The organism is Chloroflexus sp. (genome assembly GCF_034434295.1).
In the GTDB taxonomy this organism is placed as follows: Bacteria; Chloroflexota; Chloroflexia; order Chloroflexales; family Chloroflexaceae; genus Chloroflexus.
This window is the reverse complement of record NZ_DAOTZQ010000092.1, coordinates 1-18,690: the sequence shown is the minus strand read 5'-3', so window position 1 is coordinate 18,690 and position 18,690 is coordinate 1. Positions and strand designations below refer to the sequence as shown.

Annotated in this window: 17 protein-coding genes; 10 read left to right on the top strand and 7 right to left on the bottom strand. The window is 55.5% G+C overall.

The annotated features are described in order from the left end of the window. Window positions 1-512: 512 nt before the first annotated feature. Window positions 513-2,009, bottom strand: a complete 1,497-nt coding sequence (locus tag VAE57_RS13045; protein ID WP_322822309.1) for an aldehyde dehydrogenase family protein — start codon at window positions 2,007-2,009, stop codon at window positions 513-515. A gap of 174 nt (window positions 2,010-2,183) precedes the next feature. On the opposite strand from VAE57_RS13045, the gene VAE57_RS13040 reads away from it, so the two are divergent. Genes VAE57_RS13040 through VAE57_RS13015 form a run of 6 tightly spaced genes read left to right on the top strand, consistent with a single transcriptional unit; the run spans window position 2,184 to window position 7,484 of the window. After that, window positions 2,184-2,948 (top strand): PP2C family protein-serine/threonine phosphatase, encoded by a 765-nt coding sequence (locus tag VAE57_RS13040; RefSeq protein ID WP_322822308.1) that lies wholly within the window; start codon window positions 2,184-2,186, stop codon window positions 2,946-2,948. 17 nt (window positions 2,949-2,965) lie between these two features. After that, complete coding sequence (locus VAE57_RS13035) at window positions 2,966-4,363, top strand: LCP family protein (RefSeq protein ID WP_322822307.1); 1,398 nt, start codon at window positions 2,966-2,968, stop codon at window positions 4,361-4,363. Window positions 4,364-4,413: 50 nt separating this feature from the next. Further along, a complete protein-coding gene (locus tag VAE57_RS13030) occupies window positions 4,414-4,986 on the top strand; it encodes a LysM peptidoglycan-binding domain-containing protein (RefSeq protein WP_322822306.1) in 573 nt (190 codons plus the stop codon). After that, on the top strand, window positions 4,983-5,651 hold the full coding sequence (locus VAE57_RS13025) for an alpha/beta hydrolase (RefSeq protein WP_322822305.1): 669 nt from the start codon (window positions 4,983-4,985) through the stop codon (window positions 5,649-5,651). Before VAE57_RS13030 ends, VAE57_RS13025 begins: the two co-directional genes overlap by 4 nt. Before the next feature lie 11 nt (window positions 5,652-5,662). Continuing rightward, a complete protein-coding gene (locus tag VAE57_RS13020; RefSeq protein WP_322822304.1) occupies window positions 5,663-6,358 on the top strand; it encodes an LIM domain-containing protein in 696 nt (231 codons plus the stop codon). A 34-nt stretch (window positions 6,359-6,392) separates the two neighbouring features. Beyond that, window positions 6,393-7,484 (top strand): tRNA-queuosine alpha-mannosyltransferase domain-containing protein, encoded by a 1,092-nt coding sequence (locus tag VAE57_RS13015; protein ID WP_322822303.1) that lies wholly within the window; start codon window positions 6,393-6,395, stop codon window positions 7,482-7,484. Window positions 7,485-7,584: 100 nt separating this feature from the next. On the opposite strand, the gene VAE57_RS13010 is transcribed toward VAE57_RS13015, so the two are convergent. The 4 genes from VAE57_RS13010 to VAE57_RS12995 form a co-directional block, all read right to left on the bottom strand. Then, window positions 7,585-8,655, bottom strand: coding sequence for a hypothetical protein (locus tag VAE57_RS13010; RefSeq protein ID WP_322822302.1), 1,071 nt, complete (start codon window positions 8,653-8,655; stop codon window positions 7,585-7,587). A 6-nt stretch (window positions 8,656-8,661) separates the two neighbouring features. Further along, window positions 8,662-9,636 carry a sugar phosphate nucleotidyltransferase gene (locus VAE57_RS13005; protein WP_322822301.1) on the bottom strand — a complete coding sequence of 325 codons (975 nt, stop codon included), beginning with the start codon at window positions 9,634-9,636 and terminating at the stop codon, window positions 8,662-8,664. Between the two features lie 3 nt (window positions 9,637-9,639). Continuing rightward, on the bottom strand, window positions 9,640-9,873 hold the full coding sequence (locus tag VAE57_RS13000; RefSeq protein WP_322822300.1) for a zinc ribbon domain-containing protein: 234 nt from the start codon (window positions 9,871-9,873) through the stop codon (window positions 9,640-9,642). Between the two features lie 159 nt (window positions 9,874-10,032). After that, a complete protein-coding gene (locus VAE57_RS12995) occupies window positions 10,033-10,245 on the bottom strand; it encodes a hypothetical protein (RefSeq protein ID WP_322822299.1) in 213 nt (70 codons plus the stop codon). Between the two features lie 1,023 nt (window positions 10,246-11,268). Here VAE57_RS12995 and VAE57_RS12990 point away from each other — a divergent pair. Both VAE57_RS12990 and VAE57_RS12985 read left to right on the top strand, forming a co-directional pair. Next, the gene (locus VAE57_RS12990; RefSeq protein WP_322822298.1) at window positions 11,269-12,201 is read left to right on the top strand and encodes an AEC family transporter; all 933 of its coding nucleotides are present in this window, start codon (window positions 11,269-11,271) and stop codon (window positions 12,199-12,201) included. Between the two features lie 6 nt (window positions 12,202-12,207). After that, entirely contained in the window at window positions 12,208-13,812 is a 1,605-nt protein-coding gene (locus VAE57_RS12985) for an amidohydrolase (RefSeq protein WP_322822297.1), read from the top strand. A 20-nt stretch (window positions 13,813-13,832) separates the two neighbouring features. Here VAE57_RS12985 and VAE57_RS12980 read toward each other — a convergent pair whose 3' ends face one another. Together VAE57_RS12980 and trpD are read right to left on the bottom strand one after the other, a co-directional pair. Continuing rightward, window positions 13,833-15,530, bottom strand: coding sequence for an NAD(P)-binding protein (locus tag VAE57_RS12980; protein ID WP_322822296.1), 1,698 nt, complete (start codon window positions 15,528-15,530; stop codon window positions 13,833-13,835). A gap of 10 nt (window positions 15,531-15,540) precedes the next feature. Then, complete coding sequence (gene trpD, locus VAE57_RS12975; protein WP_322822295.1) at window positions 15,541-16,560, bottom strand: anthranilate phosphoribosyltransferase; 1,020 nt, start codon at window positions 16,558-16,560, stop codon at window positions 15,541-15,543. Between the two features lie 418 nt (window positions 16,561-16,978). Between trpD and cmr1 the strand changes: the two genes are divergently transcribed. Further along, a complete protein-coding gene (gene cmr1 / locus VAE57_RS12970) occupies window positions 16,979-17,920 on the top strand; it encodes a type III-B CRISPR module RAMP protein Cmr1 (protein WP_322822294.1) in 942 nt (313 codons plus the stop codon). 29 nt (window positions 17,921-17,949) lie between these two features. Then, window positions 17,950-18,690 (top strand): RAMP superfamily CRISPR-associated protein (locus VAE57_RS12965; RefSeq protein WP_416208454.1); only part of this gene is annotated, 741 nt, incomplete at its 3' end.

Below are 18,690 nucleotides of genomic sequence, written 5' to 3'. Positions count from 1 at the left end.
AAAGTTGTTAAACATCTACATATGAATTCCGCACGTTTAAAACATATATCGAGTTTCGCTCACCGTAGAACCTATTTCAAAAGTATCTCATGCAGCCCTGACCGACTCTATGATCGTAACGAGCGCATCCAGCATCCCTGTGACCAGTATGGTCAATCGCATGCCACGCGCCGGATCGTACACACGGCTGGTGCGGCATCATAGCTGCCGTATTCCAAATGCTGCGACAAGCGCATGACGCGCGGACATGGCCCCCAATCCAATGAGGAGATGGTCGTCAGCCCTCCTCGCTGCCATACCAACAGCCTGGAAGCAGGATAGACTATCGTTGGTGATTAGCAAGCGTTCATACATCTGGGCGATGGTCAGGTAGCGCAACCGTACAGCTTTTATGAAATAAGTTCTAACAAAAGTAGCGGCGACGCATGCGTCGCCGCGGAAATGTTTTCGTATACGTAGTATTATCTTTGATAGTTTGGACAAACCCTGTCGTTCAGGCGCCACAATGACTATTAATCGGCATTGTCAATCTGCGCCCGTTGCAAGGCACCGCTGTAATCGATGTACACACTCTTCCATTCGGAGAAGACATCGAGCATAGTCGGGCCGGCTTCGCGGTGACCATTGCCAGTGGCTTTGACTCCACCAAAAGGCAGATGAATCTCGGCCCCAATCGTTGGTGCGTTGATGTAGACAATCCCGGCCTGCAATGCCTGCATTGCCCGGAACGCGGCATTGATGTCGCGGGTGTAGATCGCCGAACTGAGGCCGTAGGCGACATCATTGGCAATCGCAACAGCTTCATCGAGACTATCAACTTCGATCACGCTCAGTACCGGCCCGAAGATCTCTTCGCGGGCAATTCGCATCTGGGGGGTGACGTTGGTAAATACGGTTGGCGCGATGAAGTAGCCATAATCGTAGTCACCACCGGTCAGGCGATAGCCGCCGCACAACAGTGTAGCACCTTCTTGCTTGCCGATGTCAATGTAGTTCAGCACACGCTGCAACTGCTTCTCGTTGACCAGCGGACCCATTTCGGTTGCCGGATCGAGTCCGTTACCTACCCGCAAGGATTGCGCACGGGCTACGATCCGTTCGACCAGCTCTTTAGCCACAGCACGATGGACGATCAGACGGCTGGTTGCCGTACAACGCTGACCGGTCGTACCAAAAGCGGCCCAAAGCACGCCATCGAGGGCCAGATCGAGGTCGGCATCAGGCATCACGATCAACGGATTCTTCCCACCCATCTCCAGGCTTACCCGTTTGATCCGCCGTGCTCCTAACTCGTACACCAGCCGCCCGGTTTCGGTGCTACCGGTAAATGAGATCACCGGTACGTCGGGATGTTCAACCAGCGGTTGCCCGGCTCGAGGCCCGTATCCGGTGACGATATTGACCACGCCAGGGGGCAAGCCGGCTTCCATCAGACATTGCACCAGATTATAGGTGCTCACCGAGGCATCCTCACCCGGTTTAATAACCACCGTGTTGCCACAAACAATTGCCGGCAGCATCTTCCAGGAAGCAATTGCCATTGGGAAGTTCCACGGTGTGATCAGGCCGACTACCCCAATCGGTTGCCGAATACTCATCTGAAACTTGTTGGGTAATTCGGAAGGGGTCGTCACCCCATGCATCCGACGCCCCTCACTACCGGCGTATTGGGCCATCCCGATAGCTTCAACAATATCGCCGCCGGCTTCAAACAGCGGTTTACCCATTTCGCGTGTCAGGTCGTGACTGTACTGTTCTTTGCGCGCCTGCAAGAGTTCGGCTGCCCGGAGCAGAATCTCGCCGCGCTTAGGCGCCGGTACCTTACTCCATTGGGGAAATGCTGCCTTGGCTGCTTCAACAGCAGCATGCACATCGCGCTCATCGCTATCGGCGAAGATGCCCACCACATCGCGGGTGTCCGCCGGATTACGCCGCTCAAAGGTCTTGCCGCTCTGGGCAGGCACAAACTCACCGCCGATCAAATTGTGAAATACACGTGGTGTGGACACCCTTGTCCTCCTTCGACCATACAACAAACACCTGAACACCAGTGCGAGCCTATCCAATATTATGGATCATCTGCTGCGGTACCGTTATCAGATAGACTCTTAGGGTGATTATAGCATGAGGCAAATTATGGTATGCTGTTACGGATAAGGTACAAGCTAAAGGGGATGAGCGTGATGGCCGATCTGGAAATGCGTGTCGCAGTTGCCAAAGTTCCCCGCTACGGAGATCGGGAGAGTGGTGATACACTCGAGACGATTGAGCGTCCGGGTGGCGGCTTCTCGTTTGTGTTGGTTGATGGGCAGGGGAATGGCCGAAGTGCCAAGACGTTATCGCATCTGGTTGCAACGCGGGCAATTACTCTCTTGAAAGATGGTGCCCGCGATGGAGCAGTGGCGCGGGCTGTCCACGATTATCTCTACACCTATCGGATGGGACAGGCATCAGCAACGCTGAATATCCTGTCAGTTGATTTCGCCAGCTACAAGATTCTGGTGACGCGCAATAATCCAGCTCCATTCTTCGTCATTACGCCACAAGAGTTACGCAGCTTCAATACGCCGTCAACCCCGATTGGCTTACATCCACTGATACGACCGCAGATCAGCGAGATACCAGTTGCCGCCTACACCTATGTTGTTCTGTTTACCGATGGTTTACTACGTGCAGGTGAACGACGCGGCGAAGACCTCGGTCTCCCGAATTATCTGGCAGCCTGGCCGGCGCACGAGGGACGTGATCCGCAAACACTGGTTGATAGCATTATGAATCAGGCGCTTGAATTGGATGACGGTCAGCCGGTTGATGATATGAGCATTGTAGTGCTCGGCATTCTGCCGGTCAGCGGTGTTCCCGGGTTACGACGAATGATGGTCAGTGCACCGATTATTGCGACCGGTCAATACGAACCTCCCGATGAACTAGAGATGGTTGATGAGTAGGTGCAGGTTAGATAGGGATGGAGCGACCACGGCGCACTGAACAAAAACAGCGACGGACATTGCCCCAGGGTAGTGCACGCGAGCGGGTTGCCTTGCTGCGTGCCCAACGCCGACGACGGTGGCGCTGGTTGCTAATGACAGGTGGTATCGTGCTGTTGCTGCTACCGGCGCTGGCCGGTGTCGGCTGGCTATGGCAAACCGTTGCCGGGATGCGACAACCCGATCTGCGATCTGCTGGAACAGTAGCGCCGACGAACGCAGTGTTTCGTCAGCCTTTTACCGTATTATTGCTGGGAGTTGATCTTCGCCCTGATGGCAGTGAAGGCGTTCGCAGCGATACCCTGATCCTGGCCTACGTGCATCCAACCGAACGTTGGGCCAGTTTGCTCTCAATCCCACGCGATACGGTAGCCACAATCCCCGGCCTTGGTGAGCAGAAGATCAACGTCGCGTATAGTTATGGCTATCAGCATGCGGACGAACTCTACGGCGCAGGTGCCAATCCAGCAGCCGCCGGTGCAGCGCTGACCGCCGAAACGGTGGCTCAGTTCTTGAATATCCCGGTTGATTATGTCGCCCAGATTGATTTTGCCGGTTTCGAGCGCTTCATCAATACGCTCGGAGGGGTAGTGATTGATGTTCCGTACCCGGTGCTCGATAGTAGTTTTCCAACCGCAGATTACGGCTACGAACGGATCTTCATTCCTGCCGGCTTGCAGGTAATCAATGGCGAGACAGCGCTGAAATATGCACGGTCACGCCACGGATCGAGCGACTTCGAGCGCGCCCGACGGCAGCAGATGCTGTTACGCGCCGTGTTGGAAACCGTCCGTGCGCGTGGGGTATTTGAACAGGCCAGTGTGTTAACAGCGTTGATTAACGAGACACGGCGCAGTGTGAAAACAACTCTGCCTATCGATGATCCAACGGCTCTGCGTGAACTGATTACGCTGGCCCAAACGATTGACAGTCAGCGTGTCGCTACCTTCAGTATCAACCCGCGTGACGTGGCGATTGTCGCTGAAATTGGTTCAGACATCTACTGGAACCGCCGGGATGTAGCAGCGATGGTCGAACGATTACAGGCCGGGCCACGGATCGATGCTGAACAGGCACGGATACAGGTGTTGAATGGTACACCAGTGAATGGATTGGCAGCCCGGATTAGCCGGGCACTTGTTAACGCTAATTTTCAAACCCTGCCGCCCGGGAACACGGATTGGAGGGAAACAACTATTCTAATCGACTATACCGGTAAACCGGCGACACTGGCCCGTCTTGCCGGACATCTTGGGTTACCGGCCAGCCAGGTCTTTGCCACACCACCAGACGATGCTCCTCCGCAGCCACTGGGAGCTGATATTGTGTTGTTGATTGGACAGGATTACGATCCGGCCTGGGCAATGGCTCCATAACGGTACGTTCTTGGCGAGCAATGAACTGGGATTGAGCATCTACGCATTATATGCTTACTGAAACGACACTCTGGCTATTATTACTCTTTATCTTACTGGCACCACCAGTCGGTGCCCTCGTGTTGCGCATGGTGCAACACTTGATTGGGAGTATCGGCATCGCTGCCGGGATGACGACCGTCCTTGTACTGGCAGCCGTAGCCCTGTTGACTATCGCCCGCAACCCGTTACCACCGCTACGGATCGGTGATCTAACGATCCTCCCGGCGTGGGCACCGCCGGTCGTTGATACGATGAGTGAAGAGCCATTACCGGTAGTGCCGACATTGCCGGTGTTACCAACCCTAACACCACGACCAACGGTCACGATAACGGCAACCGCAACACCACAACCCTCTCCAACGCCTGAACCAAGGCCAACCGTTGAACCAACACCAGAACCGACACCTACCCTCGCTCCAACGGCAAGTGGCCCACAACGGTACACGGTACAGGCTGGTGATACATTGCGGACGATTGCTGAGCGATTTGGGGTTACAATTGAGGCACTCTTACAGGCCAATAATCTCACTCCAGCCCAGGGGGATAACCTGCAAGTTGGACAGGAACTGGTGATTCCATGACAACAATTCGTACTATTGAACGCAGGCCAATTATTGAGAGCGGACCGGCACCGTTGTTAGTAATGTTGCACGGTTTCGGGAGTCACGAACGCGATCTCTTCGAACTTGCCGATCTGATTGACGACCGGATGCATATCGTGAGTGCACGGGCACCGATTGCGTTGCCGTGGGGCGGCTTTGCCTGGTATGAGCTAAGCGGTACACCCGGTCGGCTTGTTCCCGATCCGGTGGGTCGGGCCCAGGCCATCGAGTTGCTCATCAAGTTTGTCAGTGAATTGCCTGGACGGATCGGAACTGATCCGCGGCGAACCTACCTGTTCGGCTTTAGCCAGGGGGCGATTCTTAGTATGGCGCTGGCCTGGCGCATTCCCGAACACCTGGCCGGCGTGATTGCAGCGAACGGCTACCTTGATCCGGCCCTGACCACACAACCACCCGCTGCCGGCATTGCCCGTCTGCCGATCTTGCAATTGCACGGCACCTACGATGAAGTTATTCCGGTTGAACAGGCACGAGCAACCCGTGATGTGCTGGCCCAATACGCACCACGCCACCGCTATCACGAAGACCCGGTAGGGCATAGTCTGCATCCAAATGGCTTGAGCCTGATGCAGCACTGGCTGGCCGAACAGCTCGATGCCCCGCCACCGCACGATCTCGCGTAGGCAGGTAGGCTATGGCCGCTGATCATTTGCATTGTGCCAGTTGTGGACAGCCGCTTACTGGCAGTTATTATGTCTTGATCAACCGGCCAGAACGATTTTGCCCTCATTGTATTGCGACGCGGCCACGATGCAGCACCTGTGGCGCACCGCTAGGGAACCACTTCTGGAAACTGCACGATGGTCGCCAGCAATGCGATGCCTGCCATGCGGTCGCCATCTACGATCCGGTACAGGCTCAACACTTGTTTCAACAAACTGCGGGCATGCTGGCTGAAGGCATGGGATTACGGCTTCATGTCGGGGTAGCTTTCCGGCTGGTTGATGCACCGACAATGGCCCGTCTACGCGGTCCAACTGCACCTGGACAGGATACCCTCGGCTTATACCGCCGCCAGAATCATGTGCGAGTGATTTATCTGCTTTACGGTTTGCCGACACTCATCTTCCGCATCACAGCAGCTCATGAATATGCCCACGCCTGGCAAGCCGAGCATTGCCCCCTGTTGCGCAATGAGTTCTTGCGGGAAGGACATGCCGAATGGGTGGCCTATCAGCACCTCTTGCAGCTTGGCAGCCACAAAGCGGCAGTACGGATGCTCGATGAAAATCACCCGTATCATGAACCGTTGCGCTATCTCCTTCAGCTTGAGGCTCAATTAGGTATCGAAGGCGTGAATCGCTATATGATGCGGGTGGATATTGAGTGACAACCTTCGCCAGGACTCACTAAGATACCGGGACATGTTGATCTGGTGGCTTGATCCATTTCATGGTGGGTCACACGCAGCAGTAGCAAGCGGTTATGCTGCCCATAGCACCCACTACGTTAGACTTATCACCCTCAGTCAGGCCGGCGGATGGCGCTGGCGAATGCGCGGCGGAGCAGTGACTCTGGCTCGCCTGGTAGCCGATTTGCCTGAACGGCCTGACGTCATCGTTGCGACTGATATGCTCGATCTGGCGACCTTTCGGGCGCTAACCTGTCGTCAGTTGGGGCACATTCCGGCAGCACTCTATTTTCACGAAAACCAACTCACGTATCCCATCCCGCCAGAGCGCAAGCGCGACTACACATTTGCCTGGATCAATTTCACCAGTGCTCTGGTGGCGGATGCCGTGTTGTTCAATTCCGCTTTTCATCGGCGAGACTGGCTGGCAGCGCTGCCGGGAATGCTCCGCCGTTATCACGACTACCACGAACTACAGACCGTCGAGCAGATTGCTGCAAAAGCGCAGGTGTTACCCCCCGGTCTTGACCTGCCATCGCTACCGCCACGGCAACCGCGTGACCCGACCGCACCACCGGTTATTTTATGGAATGCCCGTTGGGAATATGATAAACAGCCCCACGTCGTAATGGCTGCTCTGGAGTCACTGGCAGAGCGTGGCGTAAGATTTCGCCTGATCGTGACTGGTGAGCATATCGATCCGAATGCCCCTGATCTGATAACTGCCCGCCAGCGCTGGGCAGATCACACTATTCACTGGGGCTATGCTGGAGATCGCCAGACGTACCTCGCATTATTATGCCAGGCCGATATTGTTGTATCGGCGGCGATTCAGGAGTATTTTGGGATTGCGATCCTTGAAGCAATGGCCTGTGGTTGCGTACCACTTTTGCCGGCACGGCTGAATTACCCCGATCTGATTCCACGAGAATGGCACGCCGACTGTCTTTACGCAAACGATGCCGATTTACCGAACGCACTTGCCCGCTTGATCGGCGACCTACCACGGCTGACGCGCTACGATTGGTCGGCGGTGGCCCGCCCTTACCGCTGGGAAAACCTGGTCGATCAGTACGATGCAACACTGGCAGCACTGTTACGGTGAGGTGTCGATGTTCAGTCTGGCTCTGTTATCAGATTTGTTCCGTCGAGGGGCGCACGGTCGCGCCCCTCACACTGCATCAATCAACCTCATCCGCCGTTAATCACTCTGCCTGACATCCAACCGCCCGGGCCAACTCAGGCCGCAGTGCCGCGTTCGCCGGGTCGAGCTGGGCCATAATGCGTTGCACCATCCGCAGATCATAAGCGATCTGGAGATTGCGATATGCATCGGTGTCAAACAAGCCATGGCCGTAGCGGTCGAAACTGTTGGCCAGGAACAGCCACATATCGCTATCAAGAGTGGTATCGGGTTTCAGACCATACCAGCGCAGAAAACCGGCAATTTGCGTGGAAGGACTGAACTGAGGCAACTGCGTGCTGCCAAACACGGTACGCAGGCGGTCACGGGCGGCGACGACATCGTGCAAGGAGTCACGGATCACGGCGCGCTGTAAGCCAACCGGCGGTGGGGGCAGTGATGGTAGCGAGCGTCGGTAAGCGGTCACGTTGATCTGATGAGCGTGAGCCAGCACGTGCGTATCACGAACCGACAACCGATGCAACTGATGGAAGGTCGCAATGAACCAGACATTAGCCGGTGGCGGTTCGGTCGGCACTAGCGGGGTCGTGGACACCGGCAAAAGTTGCAGGCGTTTGTGCAGATAGTGGAAGAGTTCGTCAGGGGCCAGGCCATCAAACAAAACGAGATACAGCTTCCCCGCACCCTGCGGTGATTGTGCTTCATTAAGCACTTCGTTTAACTGACTATCGCCAAAGCGGGTGTGCAGGTCACGATAATATTCACGCTGACCACTGTGGTTAGCCCAGTGTGACGAACCGATACGGATCAACTGGCCGGGGGGTTGACCAATAATGGCTGCGGCCAGATGCTGAACCAACACTGCCTTCCCAGCTCCAGCCCTGCCACTGAGTACCGCGCATGGATACGTCTTGAGCGAGACGTAGACTGCGGTTAAGAGACGTGTTTCCGCAGGGCTGGCAGCAACTGTGAGGCGACGAATGATCTCTTGTTCGGCACTTAAGGATGGAGCGTGATCAGTAGCGGTTATTGCTGGCATATGCCTGTTACCAGGCGAAGCCAACTCCCAACGGCCATCCTCGGCCTCGCCGCGAGCGCCATTGTTTGCAGCATGGAAGTTGTAAGCAATCATAGTTGTTCACCTGAAACGAATATCAGATAAATCGCCGACGTTTAACTCCTGACTAACACCATTAACGGAAGCACGGTCACCGATCAGGCTGCGATTGAGAATAACCGACTGAATTTGTGCGCCTGCGTTAATAATCGAGTCGCGGACAATCGCATGCCGCACAACTGCCCCATCAGCAATCGAGACATACGGGCCGATGACCGCATGTTCGATGACGGCTGTCGGAGCAATATTCACCGGCGGCACAATCACGGCATTGGGATACTCCGCCGCTTGATTGTGCCCGTGATCGAGCAGATAACGATTGGTATCGAGTAATGCCTCTATCGTACCGCAATCGTACCAGGTTCGCACCGTTTCAGCACGTAATTCCTCGCCGCGGTCGATCATTACCTGAAGAGCATCTGCCAGATAGAACTCGCCCTTGGTTTGAATGTTGTTCTGCATAATGTAGTCGATCGCTGACATCAGCCGGGCAGCCTCTGGTACATAATAGATACCGGCCACAGCCAGATTGGAAATCGGCTCACTCGGCTTCTCCACCAGCCGCACGATGCGGCCTTGTTCGACCACCACAACGCCGAAACGACGCGGATCGTCAACTTCCTTGCAGTAGATAATGCCGTAATTGGGATGCTGATTGAGCTGTTCAATATCAAACTCCAGCAACCCGTCGCCGAAAACCACCAGCAGCGGCCCGGTCAGCTCGCGGGCGAGAGCAATGGCATCGGCCTGCCCGCGCATCACCTTCTGTTCAAGGAAGCGCATTGGATAGGTGTAGTTGGCCCGCATAAACTCTTCAATCTGGTTGCCCAAATAGCCAACCACACAGATCAGCTCATCGATCTGAAGGGTTGCCAGATAATCGATAATGTGAGACAACACCGTCTTTCCGGCAACACTCACCAATGGCTTAGGCCGCACGAAGGTATGTGGGCGCAGGCGAGTACCGAGGCCGGCTGTCAGGATCATAACGCGCATACCTTAGCTCCTTGAGCCACAACTACAGCCGCTGCAACCACACCCACCACCGGTTGTCGTCGTCGTTGCCGCAACGGCTGTATCGCCGCGGCTCTGCGTCGCGAACAACGAGAGGCGACGCCGGACATGGGTGCTCTGGCAAAATGGACAGACAACGTGCTGATCGGTCACATTCATCGGCAGGAGCCGCTCAAACTGGTGCGCACAGTCCAGACAGCCATATTCGTACATTGGCATAGGTTCACCTCATGACGTCAGGGGAATGGATCGGGGCGGACATGGCCCATCCGCATTATACCACGCGGATCATGGCCATGGGATAACGGTTTACTTATCTTCACGATAACTTTAGGCAAATCTCTGGGTTCGATTGCCAATCCTGACTCTTGCAAAGACCTAACGCAATTCGGGCAATTCAATCGGGTCTTCGCGCGGTTCGCACAGACCACAGAAGAGGGTGCGTGCGGTGACGATTGCTTTATGCCCCCCTTTGCGGTCGGCGAAGAGGGCAACAATGTGCGGCATTTCCTGAGCGTGATCGCGACAAATGGCACGACCGCAGAAGATGCACGTGCCATGGGCCGGACGGTTACAGTGCCAGCAGTTCATGCATAACTCCGTTGAGAAGATGTGCATTCTGAAGCACACCTCTCTATACAGGCCAACATCCGTGCTATCTCTGGACAGTTACTTTTCTACTGAGATAACTTCATATATGTTAGCACAGGGCAGCCGGTAATGGTGCTAATGGCAGAGTGTCACCAGGGTATTGGCTGCTACAAAACGTGTAATCACCTCACAAGGTATCTCATTCATTCCTAACCGCCTCTATGATCGTCACGAGTACATCCAGCATCCCCGTGATCTGTGGGGGCAACAGCGTGCTACGCGACGGATCGTGAGCACGGCTGCTGCGGCAGCCATGCTGCCGCACTCCAAACGTCGCGACACGCGCATGACGAGCGGGCAAGGCTACACCTCCAGCACGTGATGGCACGACCGGCGTTGTGCTATGCCAACAGGATAGGAGCAGGGTAGAATCTGTTTCAAAAAAACGTTTGTGAGAAGGTATCTCATTCATTCCTGACCGACTCTATGATCGTCTCGAGGTACATCCAGCATCCCCATGATCTGCGGGGGCAACAGCGTGTCACGCACCGGATCGTGAGCACGGCCGCCGCAGCAGCCATGCTGCCGCACTCCAAAACCTGCGCCACGCACATGATGCGCACGTAAGGCAACCCATCCGGCACGTGGTAGCACGGCTGGAGCTGCGCACTGCAACCAGGCCAGTCACCCAAAACAGCACCCATGGCAATCATAATCGCTGATACACCTGTGGTTGCTAGTTGTGGGTAATGCATAGGCTATTACAGGCGTCAGGATAGCGGGTGATAGTTGCCAAATGCACATGACCATCCGGTAATTCACAGAGGTATGCAAGGGAAACATAAGTCTGTTTGTTCACATTATTTCTATGCAGGCAACGCGATGATACAACTGACACCAGCAAACCATCTAACGATGGGAATGCAGAGCCTGGTTTCAGCGTCTTCCCGGCATTCCCCTCACCTGACACACCGATCTATGCTATGATATTTGACTTGTAAGATATTGTTGACCGGGGATGCCATGATCGCCGTTTTAGTCGATGTCCTCTTGCCGATTGCTGTCGTAGCAAGCGCAGGATTTGCGCTCCGTCGCGCCTTACCGCTCGATCTGATGACGCTTAATCGGTTGATGATCTACGGTCTCAGTCCGGCCCTCATCTTTGTCGCCTTGCTCCGCGCCGATCTCAGCGGACCAGATGCCGGGCGTATGCTCTTTTTTTCGGTTGGCGTGATTGGGCTGATGGCGCTTACAGTCTGGCTGAGCGCTATGGCACTGCGCCTGCGTGGCAAAGAGGTAACGGCGCTCTTGCTGACCAGCATGTTTATGAATTCAGGGAATTACGGCCTACCCGCGTCACGCTTTGCCTTCGGTGAAACCGGGTTTACGCTGGGTGTTTTCTACTTTATCATGCAGTCAATCATGGCCCAAACGTTAGGGGTAGGCGTGGCTGCTGCGGGTGCCGCCGGGGGAGGACGACGGGCCTGGCGTCAGGTTGGCAATCGCTTGCTCCATATGCCTCAAATCTACGCCGTTGCCGGAGCACTGCTGCTGCGAGGGTTGGGATTTCATCCGGCAAGCGCAACCGGTGTCGCCCGTAGTCTCTTTGAAGGCGTGGCGTTGCTCAGTGAAGCGGCTCTGCCGGTGATGCTGCTCATTCTTGGGGTGCAATTGGGAGCCGGGGCACCGATTGTACAACCGACGATGGTAGCCTTCGCTACTGCGATCCGGCTGGTTGTATCACCTGTGCTGGCGTTTGGCCTGGGGCGCCTGTTGGGGATGGATGGTGTGGCGTTAGGGGTTGGGGTGATGATGGCAGGGATGCCGACCGCAGTCAATACGACGATTCTGGCAATTGAGTTTGACACCCGACCGCAACTGGTGGTGAGTACCGTTGTTGTCTCATCATTCGCCAGTCTGGTAACGCTGAGTGTGTTGTTGAGTCTGGTACGGTAGGATGGTATGATGGATCTCATTCTGCGCAATGTTCGCTTTCCCGGTCAATCTGTGGTACAGGCCATCGCGATTCGAGGCGAACGTATCGCCTGGATCGGTCCCGATTACGATGCAACGCAGTGGCAACAACCGGCGACCCAGATCATCGATGGCGCTGGGATGCTGGTGCTCCCCGGTTTCACTGATAGTCATTTTCATTTACACAACGGTGCACGTGCGCTGAGTGTGTTGCGGCTAGAGCAGGCCGAGAGTATCGCCGATCTCCAGACACGCCTGGCCGATTATGCCGCTGCCAACCCAACGCTGCCGTGGATTATCGGGCGGGGCTGGCGGTACCGCTTGTTTGCGCCCGGTGCATTGCCAACCCGCCATCTCCTCGATGCAGTCGTCCCTGATCGACCGGTGCTGCTCACCGCTTTTGATGGCCATACTGCCTGGGCCAATACGGCAGCCTTGCAGATTGCCGGCATTCTGGCGGGTGCCGATACCGGTAATTCATTCAGTCAAGTGGTGATGGGCAACGATGGCCTGGCAAGCGGCGAATTGCGTGAAGCACCGGCGATGGATTTCGTGCGTCGCTGCATTCCATCACCGACCGAAGCTGATATTCGGGATTCGGTACGGCGTGCGCTCCGTGAGCTGGCGGCATTGGGGTTGACCGGCGTCCACAACATGGACGGCGATGAGGCACAGCGCACACGCTACCGCGATCTGGCAGCGGCTGGTGAACTGACCCTGCGCATCCGGTTGCCACTCTCGCTGTCGCCGGGTACCGACCCGGCTCGTATCACGGATTGGGCGATAGATGCGCGTCAGTATCGCAACACGTTGGTGCAGACCGACGCGGTGAAGCTGTTTATTGATGGTGTGGTGGAAGCGAAGACGGCGCTCATGCTGACACCGTATGCCGATGGTAGTGGCGATTGTGGTGTCGCCAATTACGATATAGATGAATTTATCAGATTGGTAACCCACGCCGATGCGACTGGCCTTCAGGTCTGTGTGCATGCGATTGGTGATGGCGGCGTCCAGCAGACTCTCAATGCACTGGCACAGGCCCAACAGATCAACGGGCAACGCGACGCACGGCATCGCATCGAGCACGCCGAGATTGTTGATCCAACCGATCTGCCCCGTTTTGCCCACCTGGGGGTCATTGCCTCTGTACAACCGCTCCATGTTGATTTTGGCATGGATCGGGATAACCCCTGGTGGCGACTGGTTGGTGAGCAGCGTCTGCGTTACGGGTTTCCCTGGCGCGACCTGTTGCAGGCCGGGGCACGCATGGCACTGGGAAGCGATTGGCCGGTCGCCGATCCGAATCCGTTGCGCGGGATACAGGTAGCCTGTACACGAGGCAAACTTGATGGAAGTACCGCGGATAGCGATTTTCCAGATCAGCGCCTGACGATTGCTGAAGCGCTGGCCGGGTATACGACCTGGGCCGCTTATGCGGGTCATCGTGATCACGAATTGGGACGATTGGCTCCCGGCTACCTGGCCGATCTGGTTTTGCTTGATCGCGATATTACGACGATCCCACCTGATCAGATTGCGACGACGCGGGTGATGTTGACGATGGTTGGCGGGCGGATTGTCTTTACCCGCTAAGGGCAGTAGTTGACGGGTGTTTACGTCAGAAACGTAAGCAATTCAACTTCGTCGTTCGCCTCAATCACCGTTTCATCTGGCGGCAACCTTTGATGCTGTTCACCGCGACGCAAACTGAGTGGCAATTGACCGGCAGCGCGTAATTCGGCCACCGTCTGGCCTACCCGATGATCAGTGATAATCTGACGGCGAACGACCAACAGGTGATCGCCAACGTCAAAGGCTCCTTCAACGTCGGGGAGCAGCGCAGCCGCAACCAGACTGGGAGCGGCCAGAGCTGAGGTGCTGAACGCGGTATGGATTCCGAACAGATCAACAAGGCGGTCGGCCAGTACATCACTAAAAACGCGCAGCACCAGATGCACATCGGGATACATGCTGCGCACGGCCAGCCCGATCTGCAAATTGAGCAGATCATCGCTGTAGAGCGCGGCCAGTGCCGCTGCCTCTTCGATCCCCGCCTCACGGAGCAGAACCGGATCACGAGCATCACCTCGCAAGACCCGTATGCCCTGGGCAGTCAAGGCTTCAACATAGCGCAGTGGTGTCTCGACAGTGCAGATGACGGTGAGCGGAGGACGCGGTTCACGCCGACTGAGCAGGCGCACGACCTGGGTACCAACCTTCCCCAACCCACAAACGATCAGGCCACCGTTGCGCCGAGTGAGATACGGCCGATTAGCCCACTGCACTGCTTCAAGGGCAGGGAGTGGGCCAACCAGTGCAATTTCCTCGCTCGGCAGAATTGGGAGATGGGCATGCGGACCGGGCAAGCGGCGGACACCAAACCGTGTTTCCAGATCGGCGACCGGTCCGATCAGCGGGCTATCATCGCTCACGTTGACGAAGGCTATCCCCAACAGTCCAGCCGGCAGATCGAGCACGTAACGGACATTGGAGCTTAAAAGGGCAGCAGCAAATGTCGGCGCAGCCAGTGCTGCCGGGCTGAAGGCTGAATTTCGACCAAACGAGCGTTCGATGCGTGCATCAAGGGCGCGACTGAAGACACGTTGCACTGTTGGCAATTCGGGCCGAATCCGGCGGGCTGCCAGTGCAATCTCCAGATTTTTCAGATCATCATCAATGGTGGCAATTAACCCCTGGGCGCGGCGCAAACCTGCTCGCACCAGTACCGCCGGATCACGGGCATCGCCGCGCACAACCGGCACACCCAACTGGTACAGAATCGGCAAAAATTCACAGCCGGGATCAGGCTCAATCGCCACCACCTCCCGCCGGCAATCAAGTAATTGCAGCACTGCCCGATACCCTACCCGGCCCAGACCACAGACGATCATATGTCGGCGGTACGTTGCAGCTAGCGCTTCCTGCCACCGTTCAGGGCGTGCGCGCTTGTCAACCAGTAAACGCCCTATATCAACCGCACTTTGCAACAGGAAGAACAGACCGAGGAGTGGAATGAGGAAGAAGAGCACGCGACCGGCGGGATCGGTCGGCAAGTCGAGGTCGGTTTGAAAAATGAGCAGCTTCAGCGTCTCAAAGAGAGCAACTTCAAGATCAGGGCTACAGTTACAAATGAGTGGTAGATAAAACCAGCGCAGATAAAGTACACCACTGGTCAACACCAGCGCAAGCGCTGTCAGGGGAAACCAGGCTTCCCGCAGCACACGCAAATCGTCAAGCAGATTTGCAACGATCAGACGCCAGAGCGCAAATCTACGACGACGCAACTGTGTCAGTCGCACATCCTGAGCCATACCGTCGCCTTCATTCGCCACGACTGACGGCAATCATCTGGTTCAATCGCTCCAGCGCTCGGCCACTATCGATACTATGACGGGCCATCGCCACACCGGTAGCCAGATCGGGGGCCAGATCACCGGCAACCATTGCCGCCGCCGCATTGAACAGCACAACATCGCGTCGTGGCCCATGTTCTTCGCCACTCAGAATGGCGCGTACAATTGCGACATTGTATGCCACATCACCGCCGCGTAGCGCATCCTGCGGTGCTCTGGGCAACCCGACATCTTCGGGCGCGACCAGCATCTGCCGAGGTGGCTGACCGGCACGAACGTCAAAAATCAGATTCGGCCCGGATAGCGTCAATTCATCGACACCACCATCGCCGTGAACAACCAGGGCGTGCACCGTATCAAGCCGGCTGAGCGCGTAAGCCAGCTTTTCGGCCAGGGGAGCACTGGCGACACCCAACACCTGATAACGGGCGCGTGCCGGATTGGTTAGCGGACCAAGAATATTGAACACCGTGCGAATACCAATCTCGCGGCGTACCGGCCCGGCAAACCGCATGGCCGGATGGAATTTAGGAGCAAACATAAACCCGATCCCGGCCTCGCGCAAACAGCGAGCGACACCCTCAGCATCGAGTTCGATCTGCACGCCTAAACCCTCAAGCACATCAGCGCTGCCGCACACACTCGACATGGCCCGATTTCCATGCTTTGCCACCGTCAACCCGGCACCGGCAGCCACAAACGCTGCCGTTGTGCTAATGTTAAACGTATGCGCCCCATCGCCACCGGTACCGCAGGTATCAATCACCGGCCCATCAAAATAGACGTGGGTTGCCTTTTCGCGCATCACCGCCGCCATACCGGCGATCTCCGCATCCGTCTCACCCTTCATATGCAAAGCGGTCAGAAACGCCCCAATCTGTGCTGGCGTCGCCGTACCGCTCATAATCTCTTCCATCACACTCGCTGCTTCAGCCTGGGTCAAATCTCGCCGGGCGACCACTGCCGCAATCGCTTCGCGGATGTTCATCATCAGCTCCTTTAGCTCGTCATGCGCACTGCGTTTGTATTGTAGCGATCCGATGCGTTGTGGTCAATGGGGGGGATTAAGAGAAGCAGACCCTGGTAGCAACGTGTCCAGGCAAGAGAGAAGGCAATACTTGCAATTGTTGCAACTCTTGCTTCCAGCTTTGCTGTGTATGTGACGGTGACAGCAATGTAGTGTGACATCAATGGCAGAGGCACTCTACATGCACCATTTCAAAGGCTAATGACCAGAAATATATACCGATGATCTGCAACGTGATGTGTTATTATGTATCCAATAACCCGGACAGACAGCATTACTCAGTTTCACTAATGGTATTAGAACCATACCCTCGGCAAAAGGCACTCTTTCCATTCCAAAGCAACAAATAGTTCGTGCTGACAGACAAGGAGATCGGTTCGTGACTCAACCGCTGACTATCACTCTCAAAACCCTTACGCCACTCTGGACCGGTGGCATAGACGGAACGTGTGACCGCCTGCACGAGACGGGGCTGATTGGTTCACTGCGCTGGTGGTATGAAGCGCTGGTGCGCGGGTTGGGGGGGTATGCGTGCGATCCGACGAGTGAGGATCGTTGTCCTGGTAGAGATGGTAAACATTGCGTAACCTGCGAGTTATTTGGCTGTACAGGCTGGTCGCGCAAGTTTCGGTTAAGTGTTGCCTCGACACCGGAAATAAAAAACCGAGCTATCGCAGCACAACAATCCATTCAGATTCAATTTGTACCTTTGCGGAGCATAAGCGAAGAAGAATGGTGTCTTTTGGAAGCAACTCTGCGTCTGATCTCTGAATATGGCGCCATAGGTGGCAAAACAATCTTCAAGCCATCAGATGAACACAACCATCAGAACCAGTTTCACCATCAAGATTTTGGACTGGTAGAAATCATACCACCTCAAGGGAGCTGGCGCTGTTCTATAACTCTGGATAAAATCAAAGCATACATACAATCAAAACAGTGGCGCTCAGGCAATGCGCATAACTATTCCTGGGTATCTATCCAACATTTCTGGTGTGTCAAAGGGCACTATCTGGCGAGGCAGAACGCTCAACAAAGTGCATACAATCGTGTGTTGGGTAGAAAAGAACAAAAGCAGCAAGGACAATCTTTGAGGAATAACGACCCATCTTCTCGCTGGCTTGCAGGTAGCCAACGGGAAAGCAAGAAAATTTTCAGTTTCAAGCATTCTGCCGAAAAGGGGCGTACCTTTGGCTTTGTAAACCCGAGCAAGCCTAACTATAAAGAGATACAGGAGCGTTTGAAGGCAGTCTGGAAAACTTTCACCCCCCAAAATGAATTCATCACAGGTGAACAGATTATCCAGAAATTATTTGCGTAGCCTTCGCAAAAAGTAGCTGGAGGTGCCGAATGACCTATGATCTATACGTCGCCCGACCCAAAGGCGATATTCCCACACAACTGCGCCTGCTGGTAACCAAACGGAATAGTACAAACGCTGCCAGAAAGTTTGTCCAGCTCGTGCATGGGAGCCAGGCAAAATTCAATGATTTCATCACCGAGCAGTGTAATTCTCTGAAATCTATAGGCTTGCTCGATCATTCGCCTGATATGGCTTGGCTGCCTTCTGGCTCCTGGTTCCTCCAATTCACCTTCACCCTGGCCAAGCCCTGGATGAGCAAGGATGATGACCCGTTCTACGTCGCCGCCAGCGTCAACCCGGTACGTAAGGATAAGGTCTTCAAAGTGCCGTACATGGCTGCCTCTTCCTGGAAGGGTCTGCTGCGCTGGACGCTGATGCACACCCGCCTGGCGCAGAAAAAAGATGAACTATTGCCACAGGAATTTGCTCGGGAGCGTTTTGTTCAAACCTTGCTCTTCGGTGATGAACAGGGCGAGGAACCCGGCCAGGTGAAAGGTTTTGCCAGATATCTCAACACCCTCAAGCCTGAAGCCCGCGCTGAATACGAACGTTTACTGCGCCAGCATTTTGGTGTGGCCCCAAAAGACCCGCTTCCTCACTACAGCGGACGCCTGTACTTCTACCCGACCTTCTTCAACCAGATTGATGTCGAAGTCATCAACCCGCACTCGCGTAAGACCCGCGCTGGAACTCAGCCGATCTATCTTGAATGCGTCCCCATCGGCGCT

Bases quoted from the DNA above. Each gene is read 5' to 3' on its own strand.
- VAE57_RS12980 (WP_322822296.1), bottom strand. From the start codon at position 15,530: ATGGCTCAGGATGTGCGACTGACACAGTTGCGTCGTCGTAGATTTGCG.
- VAE57_RS13005 (WP_322822301.1), bottom strand. From the start codon at position 9,636: ATGCGCGTTATGATCCTGACAGCCGGCCTCGGTACTCGCCTGCGCCCA.
- VAE57_RS13015 (WP_322822303.1), top strand. From the start codon at position 6,393: ATGTTGATCTGGTGGCTTGATCCATTTCATGGTGGGTCACACGCAGCA.
- VAE57_RS13020 (WP_322822304.1), top strand. From the start codon at position 5,663: ATGGCCGCTGATCATTTGCATTGTGCCAGTTGTGGACAGCCGCTTACT.
- trpD (WP_322822295.1), bottom strand. From the start codon at position 16,560: ATGAACATCCGCGAAGCGATTGCGGCAGTGGTCGCCCGGCGAGATTTG.
- VAE57_RS12985 (WP_322822297.1), top strand. From the start codon at position 12,208: ATGATGGATCTCATTCTGCGCAATGTTCGCTTTCCCGGTCAATCTGTG.
- VAE57_RS13030 (WP_322822306.1), top strand. From the start codon at position 4,414: ATGCTTACTGAAACGACACTCTGGCTATTATTACTCTTTATCTTACTG.
- VAE57_RS13000 (WP_322822300.1), bottom strand. From the start codon at position 9,873: ATGCCAATGTACGAATATGGCTGTCTGGACTGTGCGCACCAGTTTGAG.
- VAE57_RS12995 (WP_322822299.1), bottom strand. From the start codon at position 10,245: ATGAACTGCTGGCACTGTAACCGTCCGGCCCATGGCACGTGCATCTTC.
- VAE57_RS13035 (WP_322822307.1), top strand. From the start codon at position 2,966: ATGGAGCGACCACGGCGCACTGAACAAAAACAGCGACGGACATTGCCC.
- VAE57_RS13040 (WP_322822308.1), top strand. From the start codon at position 2,184: ATGGCCGATCTGGAAATGCGTGTCGCAGTTGCCAAAGTTCCCCGCTAC.
- VAE57_RS13025 (WP_322822305.1), top strand. From the start codon at position 4,983: ATGACAACAATTCGTACTATTGAACGCAGGCCAATTATTGAGAGCGGA.
- VAE57_RS12990 (WP_322822298.1), top strand. From the start codon at position 11,269: ATGATCGCCGTTTTAGTCGATGTCCTCTTGCCGATTGCTGTCGTAGCA.
- VAE57_RS13010 (WP_322822302.1), bottom strand. From the start codon at position 8,655: ATGATTGCTTACAACTTCCATGCTGCAAACAATGGCGCTCGCGGCGAG.